This is a genomic window from Pseudoalteromonas ardens (assembly GCF_030125445.1).
GTDB lineage: Bacteria > Pseudomonadota > Gammaproteobacteria > Enterobacterales > Alteromonadaceae > Pseudoalteromonas > Pseudoalteromonas ardens.
On sequence record NZ_JASJUV010000001.1, the window covers coordinates 1,218,501 to 1,237,608 of the forward strand.

At 44.3% G+C, this 19,108-nt stretch carries 17 protein-coding genes; 5 read left to right on the forward strand and 12 right to left on the reverse strand.

Annotated features, from left to right (window positions below; all coding sequences use genetic code 11):
• Nucleotides 1–37: 37 nt before the first annotated feature.
• Both QNM19_RS04485 and QNM19_RS04490 read right to left on the reverse strand, forming a co-directional pair.
• The gene (locus tag QNM19_RS04485) at nucleotides 38–346 is read right to left on the reverse strand and encodes a hypothetical protein (RefSeq protein ID WP_284026380.1); all 309 of its coding nucleotides are present in this window, start codon (nucleotides 344–346) and stop codon (nucleotides 38–40) included.
• Between the two features lie 449 nt (nucleotides 347–795).
• Entirely contained in the window at nucleotides 796–1,152 is a 357-nt protein-coding gene (locus tag QNM19_RS04490) for a DUF2237 family protein (protein ID WP_049864338.1), read from the reverse strand.
• Nucleotides 1,153–1,401: 249 nt separating this feature from the next.
• Between QNM19_RS04490 and QNM19_RS04495 the strand changes: the two genes are divergently transcribed.
• Nucleotides 1,402–2,055 carry a hypothetical protein gene (locus QNM19_RS04495; RefSeq protein ID WP_049864337.1) on the forward strand — a complete coding sequence of 218 codons (654 nt, stop codon included), beginning with the start codon at nucleotides 1,402–1,404 and terminating at the stop codon, nucleotides 2,053–2,055.
• An 87-nt stretch (nucleotides 2,056–2,142) separates the two neighbouring features.
• On the opposite strand, the gene QNM19_RS04500 is transcribed toward QNM19_RS04495, so the two are convergent.
• Nucleotides 2,143–3,033: a DMT family transporter gene (locus QNM19_RS04500; RefSeq protein WP_049864336.1), complete on the reverse strand. Its 891-nt coding sequence runs from the start codon at nucleotides 3,031–3,033 to the stop codon at nucleotides 2,143–2,145.
• Between the two features lie 279 nt (nucleotides 3,034–3,312).
• On the opposite strand from QNM19_RS04500, the gene QNM19_RS04505 reads away from it, so the two are divergent.
• Nucleotides 3,313–5,376 (forward strand): hypothetical protein, encoded by a 2,064-nt coding sequence (locus QNM19_RS04505; protein ID WP_049864335.1) that lies wholly within the window; start codon nucleotides 3,313–3,315, stop codon nucleotides 5,374–5,376.
• 68 nt (nucleotides 5,377–5,444) lie between these two features.
• Here the strand turns inward: QNM19_RS04505 and QNM19_RS04510 are convergent, their stop codons facing one another.
• Nucleotides 5,445–6,059, reverse strand: a complete 615-nt coding sequence (locus QNM19_RS04510; RefSeq protein ID WP_284026381.1) for a flavin reductase family protein — start codon at nucleotides 6,057–6,059, stop codon at nucleotides 5,445–5,447.
• 104 nt (nucleotides 6,060–6,163) lie between these two features.
• Here QNM19_RS04510 and QNM19_RS04515 point away from each other — a divergent pair, with 104 nt between their 5' ends.
• Nucleotides 6,164–7,087 (forward strand): histone deacetylase family protein, encoded by a 924-nt coding sequence (locus QNM19_RS04515; RefSeq protein ID WP_284026382.1) that lies wholly within the window; start codon nucleotides 6,164–6,166, stop codon nucleotides 7,085–7,087.
• A gap of 366 nt (nucleotides 7,088–7,453) precedes the next feature.
• On the opposite strand, the gene QNM19_RS04520 is transcribed toward QNM19_RS04515, so the two are convergent.
• From QNM19_RS04520 to QNM19_RS04545, 6 genes are all read right to left on the reverse strand, one after another.
• Complete coding sequence (locus tag QNM19_RS04520; protein WP_049864333.1) at nucleotides 7,454–7,885, reverse strand: hypothetical protein; 432 nt, start codon at nucleotides 7,883–7,885, stop codon at nucleotides 7,454–7,456.
• Nucleotides 7,886–8,498: 613 nt separating this feature from the next.
• On the reverse strand, nucleotides 8,499–9,473 hold the full coding sequence (locus QNM19_RS04525) for a helix-turn-helix transcriptional regulator (RefSeq protein WP_049864332.1): 975 nt from the start codon (nucleotides 9,471–9,473) through the stop codon (nucleotides 8,499–8,501).
• A gap of 302 nt (nucleotides 9,474–9,775) precedes the next feature.
• The gene (locus QNM19_RS04530) at nucleotides 9,776–11,890 is read right to left on the reverse strand and encodes a neutral/alkaline non-lysosomal ceramidase N-terminal domain-containing protein (protein ID WP_049864331.1); all 2,115 of its coding nucleotides are present in this window, start codon (nucleotides 11,888–11,890) and stop codon (nucleotides 9,776–9,778) included.
• 463 nt (nucleotides 11,891–12,353) lie between these two features.
• Nucleotides 12,354–12,761 carry a VOC family protein gene (locus QNM19_RS04535; protein ID WP_049864330.1) on the reverse strand — a complete coding sequence of 136 codons (408 nt, stop codon included), beginning with the start codon at nucleotides 12,759–12,761 and terminating at the stop codon, nucleotides 12,354–12,356.
• Nucleotides 12,762–12,833: 72 nt separating this feature from the next.
• On the reverse strand, nucleotides 12,834–13,244 hold the full coding sequence (locus tag QNM19_RS04540) for a helix-turn-helix domain-containing protein (RefSeq protein ID WP_049864340.1): 411 nt from the start codon (nucleotides 13,242–13,244) through the stop codon (nucleotides 12,834–12,836).
• A gap of 491 nt (nucleotides 13,245–13,735) precedes the next feature.
• Nucleotides 13,736–14,455: an SDR family oxidoreductase gene (locus QNM19_RS04545; RefSeq protein WP_049864329.1), complete on the reverse strand. Its 720-nt coding sequence runs from the start codon at nucleotides 14,453–14,455 to the stop codon at nucleotides 13,736–13,738.
• Nucleotides 14,456–14,724: 269 nt separating this feature from the next.
• On the opposite strand from QNM19_RS04545, the gene QNM19_RS04550 reads away from it, so the two are divergent.
• Entirely contained in the window at nucleotides 14,725–15,624 is a 900-nt protein-coding gene (locus tag QNM19_RS04550; RefSeq protein WP_049864328.1) for a LysR family transcriptional regulator, read from the forward strand.
• Nucleotides 15,625–15,995: 371 nt separating this feature from the next.
• Here the strand turns inward: QNM19_RS04550 and QNM19_RS04555 are convergent, their stop codons facing one another.
• Nucleotides 15,996–17,129, reverse strand: a complete 1,134-nt coding sequence (locus tag QNM19_RS04555; RefSeq protein ID WP_049864327.1) for a fibronectin type III domain-containing protein — start codon at nucleotides 17,127–17,129, stop codon at nucleotides 15,996–15,998.
• A 277-nt stretch (nucleotides 17,130–17,406) separates the two neighbouring features.
• On the opposite strand from QNM19_RS04555, the gene QNM19_RS04560 reads away from it, so the two are divergent.
• Nucleotides 17,407–17,877, forward strand: a complete 471-nt coding sequence (locus QNM19_RS04560) for a GNAT family N-acetyltransferase (RefSeq protein WP_197094276.1) — start codon at nucleotides 17,407–17,409, stop codon at nucleotides 17,875–17,877.
• A 105-nt stretch (nucleotides 17,878–17,982) separates the two neighbouring features.
• On the opposite strand, the gene QNM19_RS04565 is transcribed toward QNM19_RS04560, so the two are convergent.
• On the reverse strand, nucleotides 17,983–19,104 hold the full coding sequence (locus tag QNM19_RS04565) for a response regulator (protein WP_049864326.1): 1,122 nt from the start codon (nucleotides 19,102–19,104) through the stop codon (nucleotides 17,983–17,985).
• Nucleotides 19,105–19,108 lie beyond the last annotated feature (4 nt).

A 19,108-nucleotide genomic window follows, 5' to 3' on the forward strand; every position in this document is an offset into this window, starting at 1 on the left:
TAAGTAGTCTGAAAGGCTGCTTACCCTGGAGTGCACTTTATTTGAAATCCATCGCGATGAATCTTCTTGCCTTGTGTGGGTATTGAATATTATCAATTGTGTCTGAGCCACTCACCCAAACAGTACCCTGTGTCGCTTTTGCGGTGAGGAATAATGAGAGAGATACACGGTTGATGTCTGAGTCTGGCGTAAACCAAAACTTGTCGATGGCACCATTGACGTTCTTAACGGTGACTATAATCTTACCCGAAGTGGTCATGATATTTGTTACTTGACCCTGAGACTGGTAGTTCGCGTAAGACCCCACACTAAATATCAAGATAAATAAAGCGATCAGATATTTCATCGGTTTTCCCTATTTTGAAAACGGTATTCTATCTTAGTTTCTTTTTGTAAGACAACTCTAATTGACTAAGCATTCATCTCATTTAGTTTCAACAGCTGTGGCAAAGTGGTGTCGAGAATGACTGGCGGTTTTACAAAGTGCCGGTTTTCAGTGAAGACTGAAGCTAGCTTTGCGCCAAAGCCTTTTTTAACATAAAGCCGCTTAAGTGGTTTGTGGGCATGCTCACAAAACCGGATGGCTGCTTTTCTATTTATAACTTACAACTGTGAGGCATCCTGGGCGGTCAAAAATATTCTTATGACCGGGTCTTCGTTACATCACGTGTGAGCGTTTTTTCGTTATAAAAACGTAAGGTAGCTATGCCGTTGGTTGAAAAGTCGCAGCAATCTAGCACAGAGCACTGTTTTTACGCATGCCCTGACTAGAAAGTGTTTTTTAAACCTGCCGTATTATTGTTGATGCGCTTTGAGAACCTCTAATGAGATGAACTCCAACGCATTTTCGTGTGTTGCTTCGAGGTTAACAGGTGGTGCCACCCCGGCTTCATAGGCTTCTTTCCATCTCAGTGCGCATAAACACCACCTATCTCCCGGTTTTAAGCCTGGAAAATGATATTCCGGATACGGTGTGCTTAAGTCGTTACCTCTGGATTTAGTAAAGGTTAAAAAAGTCTCTGTGACTGTTGCACAAATTACGTGAGTACCAACGTCCATATGATTAGTATTGCAAAATCCATCCCTTAAAAAGCCGGTCAACGGATCTGTGCAGCAAGACTGCAGCGCTCCACCTAATACATTTTTAGCCATGTTTAACTTCCATTCTTTATACAGTTAGGGCTTTGTACGTATGTGCTTGCAGTGGGGTTTACTGTGGGTGAAGTGTTTACCGGGGAGCGCGAACCGGGAGACAGAACACAGAGGCAGGTCTTACTTCTAAACAACGTACGCTTGTTTTATGCCAGTAAGTAGTGGAGCTGGTATTTTTTAACGCCTTTTCTACGTTACTATATCCATGATTTAGACAATTTATGAGAGTACGAAAAGGAATGTATCAGAATGAAAGCCAATGAATTTTATAGTCTTTCAGAAGAGCTGGGGAGCAAGTATCTATTACCTCTGGGTTTCAGGTTTAATAATGGCGGGTGGTACTTCGCCGATGACAACTACATGTTGGCTTTTGAACTGGCCAACATTTCTCATTCCCAGAGCATTTTTCTAAAATATCTGACGGTAGTTTTCTATAACTATGTTGAGTGTGAGGATTTCCTGGCGATGCAGCCGATGCAGTATGCTGATCACTATGGTCCGGTGCAGATAAACCCTATGCAGCTTCCTGAGTATGAACAATGGCAGTATACAAACGCGCACAATAGTTGTGGGGAAACATCCGCCTATTTCCCCATCTACTACGGTGGGCTGATTGAGGCCGAGCCGATAAGGCAAGGCTTTTTTGTTAAAAAACAGTGGGAAATGCCAAAGGGGTTACTTCCTGGTTGGATCACTGAACGCGGTGCCGATATCGTTGCTGAAGATGAAGTCAGAGAGTTGCTGAAAAAGGCGATGATCAACACCGCAGAGTATGTTTTTAAATGGGCAGATACACTGACATCCCATGAAATCATTCGGCAGATCGAAGAAAACGGCGATGATTGGTTTGTCGAAAAGGAGTGGGTAAAAGCTTACAAAGCGCATCTGGCAGCACAAGTCTAAGTAAGGCAGATATGAAAGCAGGTACAATGGCGTCGTTCAGGTACTTTGTTCCTGCTTCCTTACTTATTTGTTAAGTGTTACGCAGCTTCACCCTTGCAACAGCAAAAACACCCCAAATAATGCAATTGCACCGCCGCATAGCATCGCTCTGGTGACGGTTTCTCTTCGGATCAGGCCCAGGGTCATCACCATGAGTGGGGCTGTGGCAAAAATAGTTTGCGCAATTGCCGGATCGGTGTGGTTAACAGATATGAGTTGCAACCACAAACCAATAAAAGTGCCAAAAAATACAGCAATAAATAACCAGCGTTTACCCGACAATTGCCTCAATGTCAGTGCCTGATTGAGGCTTTGTGACTTCAAACAGGCGACCAGACAAGCAACAAACAGGGTACCAGAGGCAAGACGAATTAATGCAGCCCATAAGCTACTGATGGTTTCACTATTTAATGCGCCTTTAGAGAGCACCATGCCAGCGGCCTGGCAGGTTGCGGCGGTGAGCGCAAACGCGATACCAAGCAGATAGTATTTTTTGTCTGAGATAGGCTGAGCTTTGGTAGGTTTAATCGCAACAATGACACCACAGGTTGTTACCAGGATCCCAAGCCAGGCAACCGGGCTAAGATAGACTCCCAGGATCAGGATATTTAATATGCCGGCAATAGCTGGTGCCAGGCTTTCTACGACCAAAGTGCGTGCAGGACCAATATTTCTGAGCGCAGCGAAATAGGCGCTGTCTCCAATGGCAATACCTAAAACGCCACTGGCAATCAACCAGGCCCAGCTGGATGGTAATACAGGATATGCGGTATCTTGCACAATAAGCATGCACAATACCATCAGGGCTGCAGCGATCACGCCTTTGCTGACATTGAGTTCAAATGGACTAAGGTGGTGGCTAAAACGCTTATATATCAGGGTTGAAAACGCCCAAACAAATGCAGCACTGATGGCTGCCATTTCACCTATTCCAATCATGTTATTATTCTTCTGACTAATGCAAAGCTGCTAGTATACACAAACGTTCATCGAGAAGTGAGGTGCAGAGGTGTTCTGGCTGTCACTTCTTTGTTTACTGTTACAGTAAGGCATTGCCCGTTAGAGCTGTTTTAAGTCCCAGTCCCATACCGTCTCATGAATTTGTCTAAGATTGTTTAGAATGGTTAATATTGTGATACTATTATTTTGCATTTTATAGTGATTTACCTTTCTTTTCTGCGCTTTTAAATCTTAATTAGAATAAAAATGGTGTTATCAATGAGTTCATCTGTTCTGGCATACGCATTTCTTAAAGCTGCCTTTGGGCGAGGTCTTAAAAGCCCTATCGATGCAGTCGAGCCTTTGGTCAAAAGGGCTTTATTGGATCTTAAACATGGTCAATTTGAACAAGCCAAAGTTCAGACAGCGATAAAAAAGTACTTTGGCGTTGAAATTCCGCTCAACGTGATACGCTATACGTTTAAAAATATCTCCGCAAACACTGATCTCATTTCCTTAAACAAAACGACTTTTATTTATGAACGGACCAAAAGCGAAAAAGGCATTGAAGATGTATTAAACATGGAGCGAGAGTCAAAAGCGCAGATCAACCGGATAAAAGCGATTCTATTTGATGTGATTGAAGAGTATTCCAGATTCAAATTTCAAGCAGAAGAAGTGCTTGAAGAATGGCTGGATAAGTCTGCTATTAGCTTTCTCGGCGGTAAGGCTCAGGCCTCAAACATCAGTAATCAGGACTCTGAACTGAACAGAATTGTCGCAATAGCAATTAACGATCCGGAGCATGGCAAAACCTTCATCAAGGATCTTACGGATGTCGCTCTGGGGGATGCGTTATTAAGGGCGATTACCGAAATAACTGAGTATGACAAGCATAAATCAAGTCAAGACATGGGATCTGCCATTGTCACCTTTCAGTCAAAGATGAAAGGTGTAGAGGTTTATTTCGATACTAAATTGGTGCTGCGTGTACTGGGTTACGTAAATGATGAAATGGAAAAAAGCACAAATGAGCTTATTAACTTGTGCAAATCATTAGACGCAAAAATTTGTATTTTCAGCCATACAGTCAGTGAAATTAAGAAAATTATTAATCGTGTCGCGTCTGGGTTGGTTGAGGGCAGACAGGTTGATGGAGACTTAGCAAATCATGCGTTTCAACGAGGTATCAGCGCAGGTGAGTTGCTTGAATATGTCATCGACTTGGATGACAAGCTTAAACAGTTGGGGTTTGAGATCAAAGATGCTCCGACAGTCGAGCTGGAAAACTCGATAAATGAGTCCTACCTGGACACTATGGTGGGCAGTCGATTAAACCAGGAGTCAGATGACGCGCGGATCGCTGATGTTAATTCTATATGCGCAATTTACAGGCTCAGAAAAGGAGAAGCAAAGCGCTATCTTGAGAAATGTAACGCGATTTTTATTACTCCAAATAAAGCGCTTGCGGATACCGCTACCTCATTTTTTAAAAATCACTACAGAGATGAAGGCGAATCAAACAGAGTCCAGCACTGTATGACAGACGTGGTCTTTGCAACGCGTCTTTGGACTAAGTTACCCACATCGCTCGACAAGTTACCAAAGAATCAAATCGTGGCTCATGCGATGAGTAATCTCTCGATTAATAAAGAAGTAAAAAGCCAGTTTCAGAAGCACATTGGCGAATTAATAGGCGAGGGTAAATTAACTGAGCAAGAAGGTGTTCAGGTTAAGCTCTATAATTATACTGAAAAGCTGATTTCTTTAAGCGAGTATGCTTCGACACCCAGTAAAGATGGTGCTGAGTGTATCGCAAAAGAAATTATTACCAAACAAGGAAGCTACATCAATTCAATCATCGAAGATAATGAAGAACAGAAAAAAGCGCTGGAGTCGCAGTTAAGTGATATGGAATCCAAATATGAGCGTGAGAAACAAACACTCGAAAGTGACAATGTTTATCTGACTGAATCTCTCAATAAAAAAGTAGAAGAGGGGCGAGTTAAAATTTCATATATGGAGATGAACTTGGCACGCATCGAAGCACGTTGCGGTAAGATAAGTCGAGTACTAACCAATAGTATATTTTTAATCGCTTTTTTACTCGTGTACTATAGCTTTGTCATTAACTTGGACGTGACCCAATACTTAATGGCCCACTTTGATATTGAGAAAAATGACACACTGGATAACGTTTTACAGTTTGTCTCAGTGATGTTTTTTACCATTATCTCGATATATGGTGTGTCTCGCACTGATTTTTACGACTATTTTTATAGTAAATTGCGAGGGATAATCATCAGAATAGTTGTGGGTAATAAAGAAGAATTTGAAGTTTAAAAAAATCGGAAGAAATCCATTAAAGCACAACACAGCGATTGCGACGGGGCAATCGCTGTGGGCGTTCATTATTTAGGTCTGACTTTCGCAAATGGTGCGGTGATCCCTGAGTACTCTCCACCACCCAGACGTGCCAGTGGGGTGGCTTTATCGGCTAATACTTTAATACGTTGTTTGTGATCCAGCTCAGTTACATTGTCGCTCAGGTACAAACTGATGATCTTCACAAACACCAGATTTTGCGGCGTGTCGCCGATTTCCTGAACTTCATATAGTTCACAGCCATAGGCGATATCACAATGCGCGACACGTGGCATGTCAAAGCCTGTGAATTCAGCTAGTTTTATATCGTTGGCTGTCACCTCTGATTCGCCATGCGGCAGCGTTGCAGCCGTTTGTGTTACCAGCTCAGCATCATGCTCAGAGGCAATATGTATCACACATCTACATGTTGATTTGATGTTTTTTACTGTGTCTTTAATTTCCCCTGTGGGCTTTTTACCAGCTGAAAACATTAGTAAAGGGGGCACACTGGATACCGCTGAAAAATAAGAAAAGGGGGCCAGATTATAGTTGTGTTCATCGGATTCCGTTAAAACCCAGGCGATGGGTCTTGGGATCACGGTTTGAGTCATAAGGTGATATATCTGGGTTGGTGAAAAATCGGCAAAGTTCAGTTCCATAAGGCAAAATACGCAAAGTTTAGGTGATGATATGTTGCCATACTAACCACAAGGTGGAAAGATGCGCTACACTCTCGCCATCCTCGTTATATGTTGTTTTGGATATGTATATAAACCGCCAGTCACTTAATACCAGCCTGCCGCTGGTGTATCACCCCAACTATTCATTCAGTTTCGATCCTAATCACCGCTTTGTGATGAGTAAATTCGCTAATCTCTATCAGCAGGTGAGGGCAATGGGGTTGATTGGCGACAATGTATATCAGCCTGAGCTGGGGTCACCGGAGCCACTGGAAGCGGTGCACTGCGATACTTATTTGTGGGATCTGTGGCGTAATCAACTTGATGATAAATCGATGCGTCGTATTGGCCTGCCTTGGTCAGAGCAGCTCATGGCGAGGACCTTTACCGCACCGCTTGGCACACTCAAAACTGCAGAGCTGGCGCTGCAAAACGGGGTAGCCTGCCACCTGGCTGGTGGTACGCACCATGCTCACTACGATTTTGGCTCAGGCTATTGTATGGTCAATGATTTAGTCTTTACTTCTACAACCCTGATAGCGCAGGGTAAAGTAAACAATGTGCTGATCTTTGATCTGGATGTCCACCAGGGAGATGGTACTGCAGCCATGCTCAAACATAACCCTTATGTGTTTACTTGTTCTATTCACTGCGAAAAAAACTTTCCGTTTCGAAAACACAGCAGTGATATGGATATTGGTCTGGCGAACAATCTGAAAGACGCGGACTACTTGCATATCGTAGAAGACACCCTGACAGGCTTGCTCGAAGATGTTAATCCAGATTTGGTATTGTACGACGCTGGAGTGGATATCTGGGAGCACGATGGCCTGGGCAAGCTGGATATTAGCTGGCGGGGTTTGGAGCAGCGCGATGCTCTGGTACTCAAAACTTGCCAGCATGCAGGGGTACCCGTTGCAACCGTGATCGGCGGCGGTTACGACAAAGACCATTTACGTCTGGCCCAGCGCCACGCCATTGTGGTGGAGCAAGCGGCATTGTTATAGGTAAAAACAAGTTTCCACAGGTATTAACTGAGCTTACTACTGACTCTTAAGCCTTGAATGAATTCACGAATATGGAGAGTCTTGTTACCAATTTGGTGGGCAGACATATCATGAAAGCTATAGCGTTATATGGTGCACTTCGGGGAGCTGAATGTCAGATATTAAAACGACTAAAACCAATGCGTTACAGGCACAACAAATCTCTACTCACTTTTTATATTATTTTTGGGCTGCTCGACAGCTTTATTTTACTCACTTAGTGCCTGAGTGACGGTTTGGACGGGAAGATGAGCATCAAAAGTTGCTCATAGCTTCCCTGAAAAATCCAACTCAAATAGAGGAGTTAGATATGATGATGAGGTTTCGTTAGAACGGACTTTGTTGGTTAATTAATATCGATCTTTGTCCGATACTTGTAGCATCACAGTGGAAGTTAGCTACCAAAGCGTCATTTTGGTTGTGTTCGTTGCTCCAGCGGATATAACCATGTCCTACGTAGCCTGACCCCATTTTGTTCATTGAGATGGCGCCTGTTTTCTTGGCAGGCAATGCAACAGTGCTAGTAACTGGGTTGGAACCTGAAAAAGCGTACCAGGAGGTAATGTTTGATGAATATGTATTACCATTTTGGTCGAATAGATCTATCTTAACCTGGACATCATTATCAGAAATATTGGTAATATGGAGGTGGCATGAAGAGTTGGTTCCAACATAATAATGTGGAATTAATGCCTGCCCTGTACCTGAAAGTGCTGCGGATGAATAAATCAGAGAAGCTAAGATTAATGATTTCTTCATAGAGAAATTTCCTTTTTAAGTAGAGTTTATAATTTGAGTTTTTGGTGTTTTTTAACACAAAAGTGTAGTTGTTTCTGCTAATTACTATGGCAATTAAAACAACAGTACTGAAGTCATCAGTTTGGCCAAAGGGACTAAATTCACCTTCTGCCAGCACAGTATTTCACTATGACGATGCTGTATCAAGTTGTTTTTATTGTTTAATTATGGGTTTGTTCCATCATGACCACTGATGTGATGGGGCCTATGATGACATCTGTACTATCACTTTTGTTAATAAATATATTGAAGGTGTCGTTTTACCTTGACTTAGAGTTAGGTAAGTGAGCTTTTAATTATAAGGCTTTTTTCAGTATTTTATTCACGTTTGGTTTGTTTTTCATTGAATTTTATGAGAATTAAAGGTTTTTCAGACACTCAATATAATGGGGGCTTAGATTTACCTGGGTATGGGTAATTAAGCCTCTTTGTTGAGTGAGCTCAATATTTCAGTGGTGCAAGTAAAGAGTAGTGCATTGGGAAAACAATAAGCTGTCAGTCGTAATTAAAAGCCTGTTGCTAAGTCCCAGTCATCACTGGATTTCAAAAGCCACCTGCGTCAACACTATTAAACCTATCTCTGGCTATCAACCAGTTGGGCAAGCTCACAGCGGCTGTTGATGCCAATCTTGTCGTAAATACGGTACAGATGATTAGACACGGTTGACGGGGCAACATCCAGCTGTCGGGCCACCTCTTTGAAAGTCAGGCCTTTACATACCCACTCTACAATCTGGGTCTCGCGCTGACTCAACAAATCTAATGGGCCTGGTAAACGCAGTGTTACTATCATCAGCTCCCCCTGTGCTTTAAATGAGACCGTCAGGTTATTAATATGCGTTGTGGAATTATCTTTACCTATGGCAAAGGGCAGGGTGACACCAGTACGATTGGGAAAATACTCGTTGAGCAGAGTAACAAAGCGGGGCTGAACCTCGTGAAAACACCCATTGATGTCGCATATTGCGGAGGCTGCATGCGCTTTGTGATGGAGTATATTGCCTGCGTGCAAGTGTAGAAAAAAGGCATGCGAGGCGGCATTGACCAGATGAAACACAAGTCGCTCCTGTAATTGGCGTTCGTGCTCGGTGAATATCTGCGCTCTGTCAAAACGGTATAAACTGAGCAGCGAGTACAGACCATTGTTCTGATCAAAATGTCCAGCAGCCAGAATACGTTCAATACCATATGGTTGAAATAATTGCTGGTATAACTGAGATTGATAAAAGTCATTGTCAGCAATTACATCCTGCATATTAACTGGTTTGCCAAGGTTATTAATTACGGCGTCTTTGATAGGGTTGATGGGCAGGGTTTGTTGCAGCTGACAGGCATAATCTTCATCCAGGCCAACATGACAAACATAATGAAAGTGAATATCTGCACTGTTGCCACTGCCCCAAAATGCCGCGTCAAAGTTTATGACTCGTGATAGCTGTTCTAAAGCCCATACACGATACTCATTGGGTGGTATGCGTGCGGCTTCTCGGTAAAGCGTGCTGATGAAAGCTTCTGTGCTTTTTTCTGCGTTGGTTATTTGTGTTGTCATAGTGGTTTTTATTCATCTGGATTGAGTACTGAGGTATCGATACTCTGCGTCAGGTTTATCCAAATAGAGCAAATATTCAAGTTTTTAAATCGATGATAGAGGGAATAAGAAATTTTGTATATCCGATATTGTCATGAGTTGACGGTGTAAAGCTGAGTGAGTTCAGAGTGGGTATGGCGGCGTTTGGAGCGGGAATACTGGGCAAAGTCACATCAGGCGGTACACTTATGCAGGTTATTGAATTTGATAAAAGGTCCGGTTCGAAAAGGGCCATGTAAAACATGGCCGAGCAATAAACAGAGTTAGTTTACTGTAAAGGAGCGGCTCTGGCCTGAGTAACTGCGGATCTTGCCTCCCCAGCCACTTTTCCAGTGACCTGTGTGCTTAATGCGGTAGGTACCTTTGGGCATATTTGGATCGATAGTCCATTCCAGCTGAGCAAATGAACAGGCCATGCAGTCAGCGGCAGTATCGCGGATCCAGGTGAACTTAGTGCTCAGATCATTGTCGGTCAGCACGGTAGACCAGGCGCCATTTGCATATCGCTGTACCTCCATAAAGCTCGACATCGTTTTAAAGTTATTTTGAGGGTGGCCAGAGCGAAACTTCACCTTAACCCTATTACCACGCACATAACTGCTGTTGGCATCACTCCAGGTTTGCCCGAAAGATTCCCACAAACGCTTATCATCATAAACGACGCCAATTGCATAGACTTTTTGTTTATTTGACCAGTCCAGAGGGCTTGGACCAGTGTCCAGGTTATTGTCGTGTACCAAAGCATTGGCAAGTCCGTTAAAGATTTGTCGATAGGCTGCCAGGCTGTATTGACCAAACAGAGTATGTGCACCTTCGTAATACTGGATCTGATATTCCTCTTTGGTTGTGATATACCCGCCATAAGCATTCGCCAGCCCGGCGAAGACCACAGTGGTGATGCCACGAGGAGCAAGCGCTGCCTGTAAATCGTTGCGCAGGCGGCGTGCTGCCATGGTGGTCATTTCTCCCGGAATACCCACAAGGGCCATATTACCAATCTGAAAGAGCTGGAAGGGTAGGGTATCTGTATACAAGTGTGCGCCGGAGCCCAATTGTGTGGGTAAAAAAGTAGGTTTAGGGTACTGACATGCCTCATGGGTTTTACTACCCAGCACGTTTTTATCAAATCCGAGCAGGCCAGCAAAATCATTAATGAACTTAAACGCACCGCCCACAGCACCTATTACTGTACTACGATCCCAGCTTGATCCTTCATTGTCTTGTGTCATGCCTTCAAATACACCTGACTGGCCAGACGGGCCGTCATAGCTTGCTCCGGCTGTCATTGAAAATCCAATGGCACCCTCACATAGTCGTTGATTGCCATTTCCAGTGTATTGACCCAAAACGTTTAACCCAGGCAGTTTTACGTACTGAAAACGTACGTCCAATGCGCCACTGAGTCCGTCTGTTGCATTGTTATATAGGCTCAGTGCTTTGTTGTACTGTTTATTTGCTGATAGCGCGACGTTTGCCTCATTGTTACCTTTGCCTGCACAGCCATCTTCCGGTCCACATACATTGGGCGAAACATCGCCTTCTTCGCTGTTTGCGAAGGCAGCAACAAATTGACCCGACAGTGGCCAGTTCGCCCCTTTGTACTTTTCAAATAGCTGGGCAGCAACCCCTTTGTTGTCTCCGGTAATAAGGCGCTGACTCTGGTTGCTCGACACATTGTGTACGCCAAACCAGTTGATCATGCCGATTTCCTGGCCATTACTTTTCACAAGCTTTAGCAAGGTCATAGTTTCATTTATCTGAGTGTCATAGTCATGGGCGTCCGGGTTTTGGTTGTATGCGGTCAGATTGCGGTTAACTGCCGCGCCAGACAATTGCCCCTGATTGATTTGAATACTGCCTAAGCTTCGGCTCAGATAGGCGTTACGAATAGACTGGTATATCCCGTTGACTATGGTGTTGTAGTTATCTTCGTCATAACCCAGCGCACTCATATTAAGCATGATGTTGTGATCGTAACCACCCGGTCCCACGTGAACATGCGTTGCGCTAAGCATCACATTGTTTTGGTTAAAAAGTGGTGCAATCAGCGGGTCGCTGGCGATTTTTTTGAGCACGCCCTGATGGACACCTTGCGTAATGCTTTGCAGATCTGCACTGACAAAGGTGACAAGCTGGTTGGAGTTTGGTTTACCAATTACAAATGCACGAGACCAGAGGCGTGTGTGAATCCCTTTGGTGGTTTGCCCAACATCGCCATATCCGACCATACCCCGATCGGCGGCAGGACCGGTAATATCATAGATCCCGGAGCCAATGATCCAGTCACTATCTGCTTTTGTACTCAGGCTAACAAGTATCAGCCCTATGCTACTGAGTGTAATCAGCCAGGTTTTATATCTTGCGTGTAAAGTAGTCATACTAATCCCCCAGCCATACTAGTCAGCACGGCTGTTTTCGTTCATTGGTTAGGATAAGTACCCATATAAAATGGGTGCATTTGATACTCGCGAGATCGAGGGACTATTAAATCTTGGTTAGCAGTGTAACGAAATAGTAATATTAGCCTAACAAGTTGATTTGCCGCCTGAACGCGCAGCGACAAGTTCTCGCAGGACAGAGCACGATTTGGTTGCGCATAAGGTTTTATTTGTTTGCGATGGAAAACCGGCGGATTTGAATGTGCTGTTGTTACATTAGGTATATTAGTGTGTATCAAAGGTCGCACGTGGAACGGCTATTACCATTAAAATCACTTAGTCAGCTAGGGCCCGGAGAGTGACAGACACAAAATAGCGAGCACTTCCTAGGTGCTTAATATATGTAAGGCAAAGCAGCAGAGCCGCATGGCACGACTTGCTGACTTTACTTAGTGATCGGGTTTTATCTTTGTACCAAACTAAACCAGTTTCCGGAGTTGTCCAGACCCATGGCTTCTACGCCATATAATTGTTCTGTTGGCGGCTGAATGAATTCGACGCCTTTGGCGACAAGCTCTTCGTATGTTTGCTGACAATTTTCCGTTTCGAAAACGCCAGCGCCGAATGCGCCTTCTGCAATTAAACTACGGATTTTTTCGGCAGCCTCTTTGTTAAACATGGGTCCTTCTTTTGGCTCTGCTAATACCAGCTGGAGCTGTGAATTCGATTTCGGATAGACAGTTAACCACCGGAAACCGCCTTCTATTTTCATATCATCACCGATTTCGAAACCAAGCTTATTCTTATAAAAATCAAGCGCCTCGTCCTGATTTAGTACATATATTGTGGCATGCGCTATGGATGTGATCATCTTCATATTCCTTGTTGTGAGTTCACCTTTATTGTATAGATAAAATCCAGCAAAGGTTTCTCCAATATTGCGCTATTTGCCTAAAAAGTGATAAGCATAACAGGCTGGTATGGCCCGAGCGGGGAAGCAAAAAGGCTCCGCCGATAAAGCCCAAAGTTTGCGTCGATATAAAGTCGGTGCCATGCCTGTTTGCTTTAAAAATAAAGAAGAAAAGCTGCCAAGACTTGCATAACCCACATGCTCACAAACCTCTGAGACACTGTGGTTTTCGGTAATCAGCAGTTTCTTTGCGTGTGCTACTCTGAGTCGGATCAAAAATTCATTGGGCGTTTCGCCATAAGTGTCCTTGAAAACCCGTAAAAAATGGTAGGGAGAGATATGCGCATGCTTTGCCATATCAGAAAGGCTCAGTGCATTGTGGAAGTTGTCGGCAATGTGATCCCTGCCAGCTTTCACTTTTTTAAATTTATAGTTTGTGGCCATAACATTTAACGCTTGTTCCCTGTAACAATGACTGGCGTACTGACATTCTTTTAGGCCTGTCAACAGCCCTGTATACGCATCATTCATTAAGATAAGCAAACAAATTACCACTGCTATACCCCTTGCTCAAGCACAACCTACTCAGAGAAAGTGAGCTATCGGGTTGGTAATAGCAAATGCATGCGGCACTGGCCAGATTGATATGTTTTTAATGATTCATCCAAATATAAGCAAAGATCGACTCTGCTGCGGTTTGCGACAGGTAGGTGATATCTTGACTCTGTGAGGAGGTGCGCCAGTTGTTTCTGTTTTTGGTGTTCAGGCTAAACATTATTGAAACTCAGTTATTGGTGCGACAAAGACACCCAGCATTATGCGTGTTGCGTGCATAAGCCACGCAATTGCAAGGCACCCATCACAGCACAAATTTTTTGAAACTGCCCGTTCAGAGAAGGGGTACCGGGGTTAGGTGTCTATCATATTATATGTGTTTATGGTTGTTGGCGAGTTGCTGCAATTAACAGTTCCCGGATGCAGACTTGCTGGGGTTGCTCCTGGATGAAAAGTGCGCTTCGGGCTATATCATCAGCGAGCAAAGCACCTCCCATGGTTTGTTTCCAATCTTCATAACCGGCTTTTATTTCGCTTGACGTTGTGTGGTTCAGTAATTCAGTTTCTACGGCTCCGGGGCTGATGTTTGTGACCCTGACACCAAAGTCTGCTACTTCTTCACGGACATTCTCCGTGATAGCAGACACCGCGAATTTGGTTCCACAATATGCTGCATGATTTGGAAAGGTCTTTCTGCCAGCAATTGAGCTAATATTAATAATCGTGCCACAGTTTCTATTTTTCATCGGTTCAAGTACAGCCTGCATCCCATTCAACAAAGCCACAACATTGACGTCAAACATTTTTTGCCACTCGTTGCTGTCTTGTGTCTCTATTTGGCCTAGCAGCATGACCCCTGCGTTATTGATTAGGCAGTCTACTGGACCAAACTCTGCTTCAGCTTTTGCGATGGCCTGTACAAAGGCCTCTTTGTTTGTGACATCGACTTGTTCGCATAAACAGTTAGGTAAGTTGAGTGCGGTTAGTTTTTCAATACGCCGTGCTATGAGTAATAGCGGGTAACCAGCTTCACTAAAACGTTTTGCGATAGCTTCTCCTATACCAGAGCTGGCACCTGTAATAACAACAAGCTTTTTCATTAATTTAACTCCTAAAAAGGCAGCCTTTTTGAGTGAGGCTGGTTAAAGTTCTTGTCTCTGACATGGTTGAGTTTGCTCAGAGTTCGAAGCAAAGGATCTTCATATCACAGCAGTGCTTTATCGTATCGTTGCAGTGGCTGGTGGGATCCAAATGATGAGGCGCATTCTATGGCAATCTCAGAAGGTGATATATAAGGTCAGAGTCACATCATTGTTTACAAAAACGATCTAATCTTTATTATTAATTCCATTTGGACACAGAGATTTTGATGAGAAAAGAAGTCAGTTACTCGGATATAAATAGCTTTTTGGTGCTGGTCGAGGAGGGGAGTTTTACCAGGGCGGCAGAAAAGCTCATGTGTTCACGTTCACAAGTTTCAAAACAGTTATCTCAACTAGAGTCCAGTTTGGGTATCAGCCTGTTAGTCCGAACTACGCGTACCCAGCATTTAACGCCAGCGGGCGAAGCGTTCTTCGAGCGGTGCAAGCAAGCTTATGCTGGCATAGATCAAGCGATAAGCAGGGCAATAGAAAGTGCCACTGAGCTGTCCGGCGAAATCAAAATTAATTGTGTCGGTGGGTATATTGGTGAAAACATCATTGGACCGCTGGTTGCTGATTTTATGCGAATACACCCTGACATTAATATTGTGCTGGACTTCAGTAGTAAACGGGTTGACCTCGTTTCAGGCGAGTTTGATTTTGTCTTCCGGATGGGAGAGCTTGCAGACTCAGCACTGATTGCAAGGAGGTTGACAGAGCTGACTATGGGTACCTATGCAAGCCCAGATTACATCTGCAAATATGGGAAACCGGACACTCCGAAAGATTTGGATAACCATAAGTGTATTACGGGCAGCATGCGCTCCTGGGCGTTTGTGCATCCCCATGATCGTAGCGAACAGGAAATCAGTGTTCACGGCGACCTGGAGTGTAAAAATGGTCGGATCATGGTGTATTCTGCATTGCATGGTAATGGCATCATTCGGGTGCCTGAGATTTACTGTTTAAAGGAGTTGAGAGAAGGCAAGCTAGTGTCAGTCTTTGAACATTGGCATCCAAAGCGCATTCCTCTCTACCTGGTTTATTTACAAGACAAACATCAACCCACAAGGATCAGCGCATTTAAAGACTTTGTGCTCAATAATTTTGCGTCATACCTTGCGTAATCGCCTCTTCTATAGCGAGTATGCTTTCAGGTTCAACAGGAATTTCCATCAATTATCTGCTCTCTCTAATTTCTTGTTTTTATCAACTTGCTGTTCCCTGTTTATAAAGCAAACTCAAGGTATCCATCTGAGGGGGAGTAGCGCCTGGGTTGGTGGGACTGTTTGCTAATGAAGTCAATTCAGCGCAAAGTGATGTAATCAATATGAGCAATGCTTTCAAAGTTCGTTTGCAATTCGTATTTTTACGATGTATGCCTGTGTGAGGTATGGAGTGGTAGATGGTTTGCTTTTTCGGACCAACTTATGACTCATTGACGGCTACCAACCTTCACATAAAGTCTCTAGGTCGGCAGCCATCGTGGTTTAAAGCGTTAGTTACTTACAACGTTAGATGCAGGTGACGCGTTGTAGCAAATGCCACTTTGCGTACATGCTTTGACGCGATATTGCCTGTTGCCTGACCCTAAGTTTGACCAAGAGATACTGGACGTGTTTGGTGCGCTGTAGAACCGGTAGTCAGTCCAGTTATTGTTGTTGTACTTGATTGAAAGTACATACTGATATGCGCCAGGCACATCGTTCCAATCCACAATGATGGTATTGCCACTTAATCTGGCGTAAGGCGCGTTGGGTGTACCCAAGCCTGAGCGCACTGTAACTGTGTTTGAGATCGGCGAAGGTTGAGAGCAACCATAGCTATTACAAGCGACGACACGATAACGACGATTACCATCGTTTAAGTTGTGCCAACTCATATAGGACGCTGAAGCCGGACTCGGAATATATTGATAGTCGGTCCAGCTATTGTTGTTATATTGAATGGCAACTTTATAGGTTGCACCGCTGACAGGTTCCCAGTTCACATTCACGCTGTTACCTGAAGCTGAGGCATTGATCCAGCCTGGCGCATCAGGTACACCGGGCACTTCATATTCATAATCAACGCCGATGGTGTATTCGAAATACATATAGTCTTCGCACTCAGCCGGGTTTCTATTAGCACACCGCAAACTCACGCTGTTGCTCAGCTGTGCCTTCAGGGTGAATGACAGATTATCTAAGCGAGTACCATTAAAAGGCAGGTTAACTGTTGAAGACCCTAACGAGTTTGCACCGTATGCTGACATAATGGCTTTCACCTGACCCGTTAGCGGATTAGGTAAATAGGGAGAAGATGCGCTAACTGTGAGTATATAATCGCCCAGCAGCAGGCCCCGGGTCAGTACTTGTCTATCCGCATAGGCAGTAAAACTCGCGCGAATATTGGTAATAGTCGCATTGTTTGGGACTTCACAACTCTCAGCGCCAAAGACGGAGTACTTGGCGGTTGTCACGTAGTCATTGTTGTCCCAGCTCATAGGCGGCGCGCCCGGTTGGGTTCTGGATATTTCACAATATCCACTTTGTGTCGCTGCGGTGGCAGAGAAAGTGGGCAGGAGTCCGAGTGCCAGCGTGGCGCTCATGCACAGCGCTGAAGCACAGCTTGGTAATAACTTAGAGATCATACTTACTTTCCTTTTATAGTCTGTCCTAAAAAAATGTGAGGCTGGCACATCTTGCCAACCATGAGAAAAGTGCACTTTTAATTACAAAGGCCATTTGATGTTATATTAAAATATTCATCAGGTAATTGATTTAATCGGCATTCCAGATGCGAATTTTCGAAGTTGAAAAGCCTTGAATGTTTAGTACAAGCAGGCAAAAGGCACGGAGTTATTACTTTCTTGCAAGTATGTATCAATATTGAGACAGTTGACCTATTCAACAAACAGACAAGGAATGATGACATTGGAATTTTGTTTTCTCGCAGAACGACCGGAGTTTAAGGCGCTGGTTGCTCACTGGTATTTCAACGAGTGGGGGGCGCTGACACCTGGCGCCACAGTAAACTCGTTTGAAGATAAGCTCGCAGGGTATCTGCAAAAAGATGCTATCCCACTGGCGTTGCTGGCAATGCAGGCAAACAAACCTGTTGGCGTTGCTCATCTGCGCTTTCACGAAATGACCATTTACCCGGATAAAACGCACTGGCTGGGCGGTGTGTATGTCGCACCTCACGCAAGAGGGGAGCAGGTTGCTTCTGCGTTGGTACAAAGAATCGAGCAGTTGGCTCAGTCTTTTGGTGTCCGGGAACTACACTTACAAACCGAACAACAAGACGGCGGGCTTTATCAGCGTTTAGGCTGGCTGGCACAGGAACAAGTTAATTATCGCGGCGTGGATGTGGTTGTAATGAGCAAGTTGCTTTCCTGATTTGAGCCCCTGGTGTATGCGGTTTCTTTGCTTAGCATGGCACTCGCTTTCGATGTAAAAACACCCAGTGCCATGATGCATTTAATCCTGATATTACCCCCAGCGTTAATCGATGAGCTTATCCAGCTTGATAAAAAAGTCATTAAACGTTGTCGACATGTCTTCTGAATGTGCTTGTATCTGTTGCAAATCGTCCTTTGCGCCGTCGAGGGTCTCGCGAATTGTCCGCTCTTGCGCATCGCTGAACCCAAAGGTTAGCATTGACTCCTCGATATCAAAGATAAGTCGTTCAATCAGCTCCTGACACGATTCATTATAGTGCCTAAAAATGTGCTCGATACTTTCTAAATCTTTGCTGGCAATCTGGCTCAGCTCCTTAAGGCCCTGGTTTTTTGCCTGAATAGCCTGAACATTGCTCTCCAGGCTTTTTAGTCTGGCATTCGCTCCTCTGACGACCAGAGCCAGGATGTCATTGAAGCGCCCATATTTCTCTTCGTCGTCTGTGGGCATATTTTTAACCAGCAAGGAGCAATAGGCGCTGTTAAAGAAGCTCCGCTTTTCAATATTGATAACGGTTTTGCTCTCGCGGCCTTTTTTTAATAATTCGCGCTCAAGCGGGTTAATTACGCCAAAGTTGCTAAAATCCCGAAACTCTCCCAGTAACCCGAGCTGTACGGACGCTTTTAGGTTAAGGTTTTGACACAACGCCAGGATGGCTGTGGAGAGCTCTGAGAGCGTGTTGCACCGATATGTGTTTTCAATAAACTCAAGGCACAGTCCCAGCTCGCTGCAACTGGTAATGGCGGTCATAGTGACTTCTTCAGCGGCTTCACAGTTTACTTTTAAAGTATCTATTTCATTGCTGTACTTCACCAGGCGTTCAATTCTGAAAGCCAGCTCGTCTGCATCAAACGGCTTGGTGATGTAATCATCACCACCCGCCTTAAAGCCTTCCAGTTTGTCGTCAATACAGTCTTTGGATGACACAAATAAAACCGGGGTATCGTTATGGCTTGAGGCATTGCGAATTGCCTGACAAACCTCGTAGCCGTTCATTCCCGGCATGACGACATCGAGTAAAACAGCATCGTACTTTCGTTCACTGAACAGTGCCAGTGCGTCTTCCCCATTAAATGCCGAAACGTAGCTATGTGTTTCGCCCAGCATGGTCATTGCGATGTCATGGTTTACCTCATCATCGTCCACCAATAAAATTGAGTAAGGCATAAGT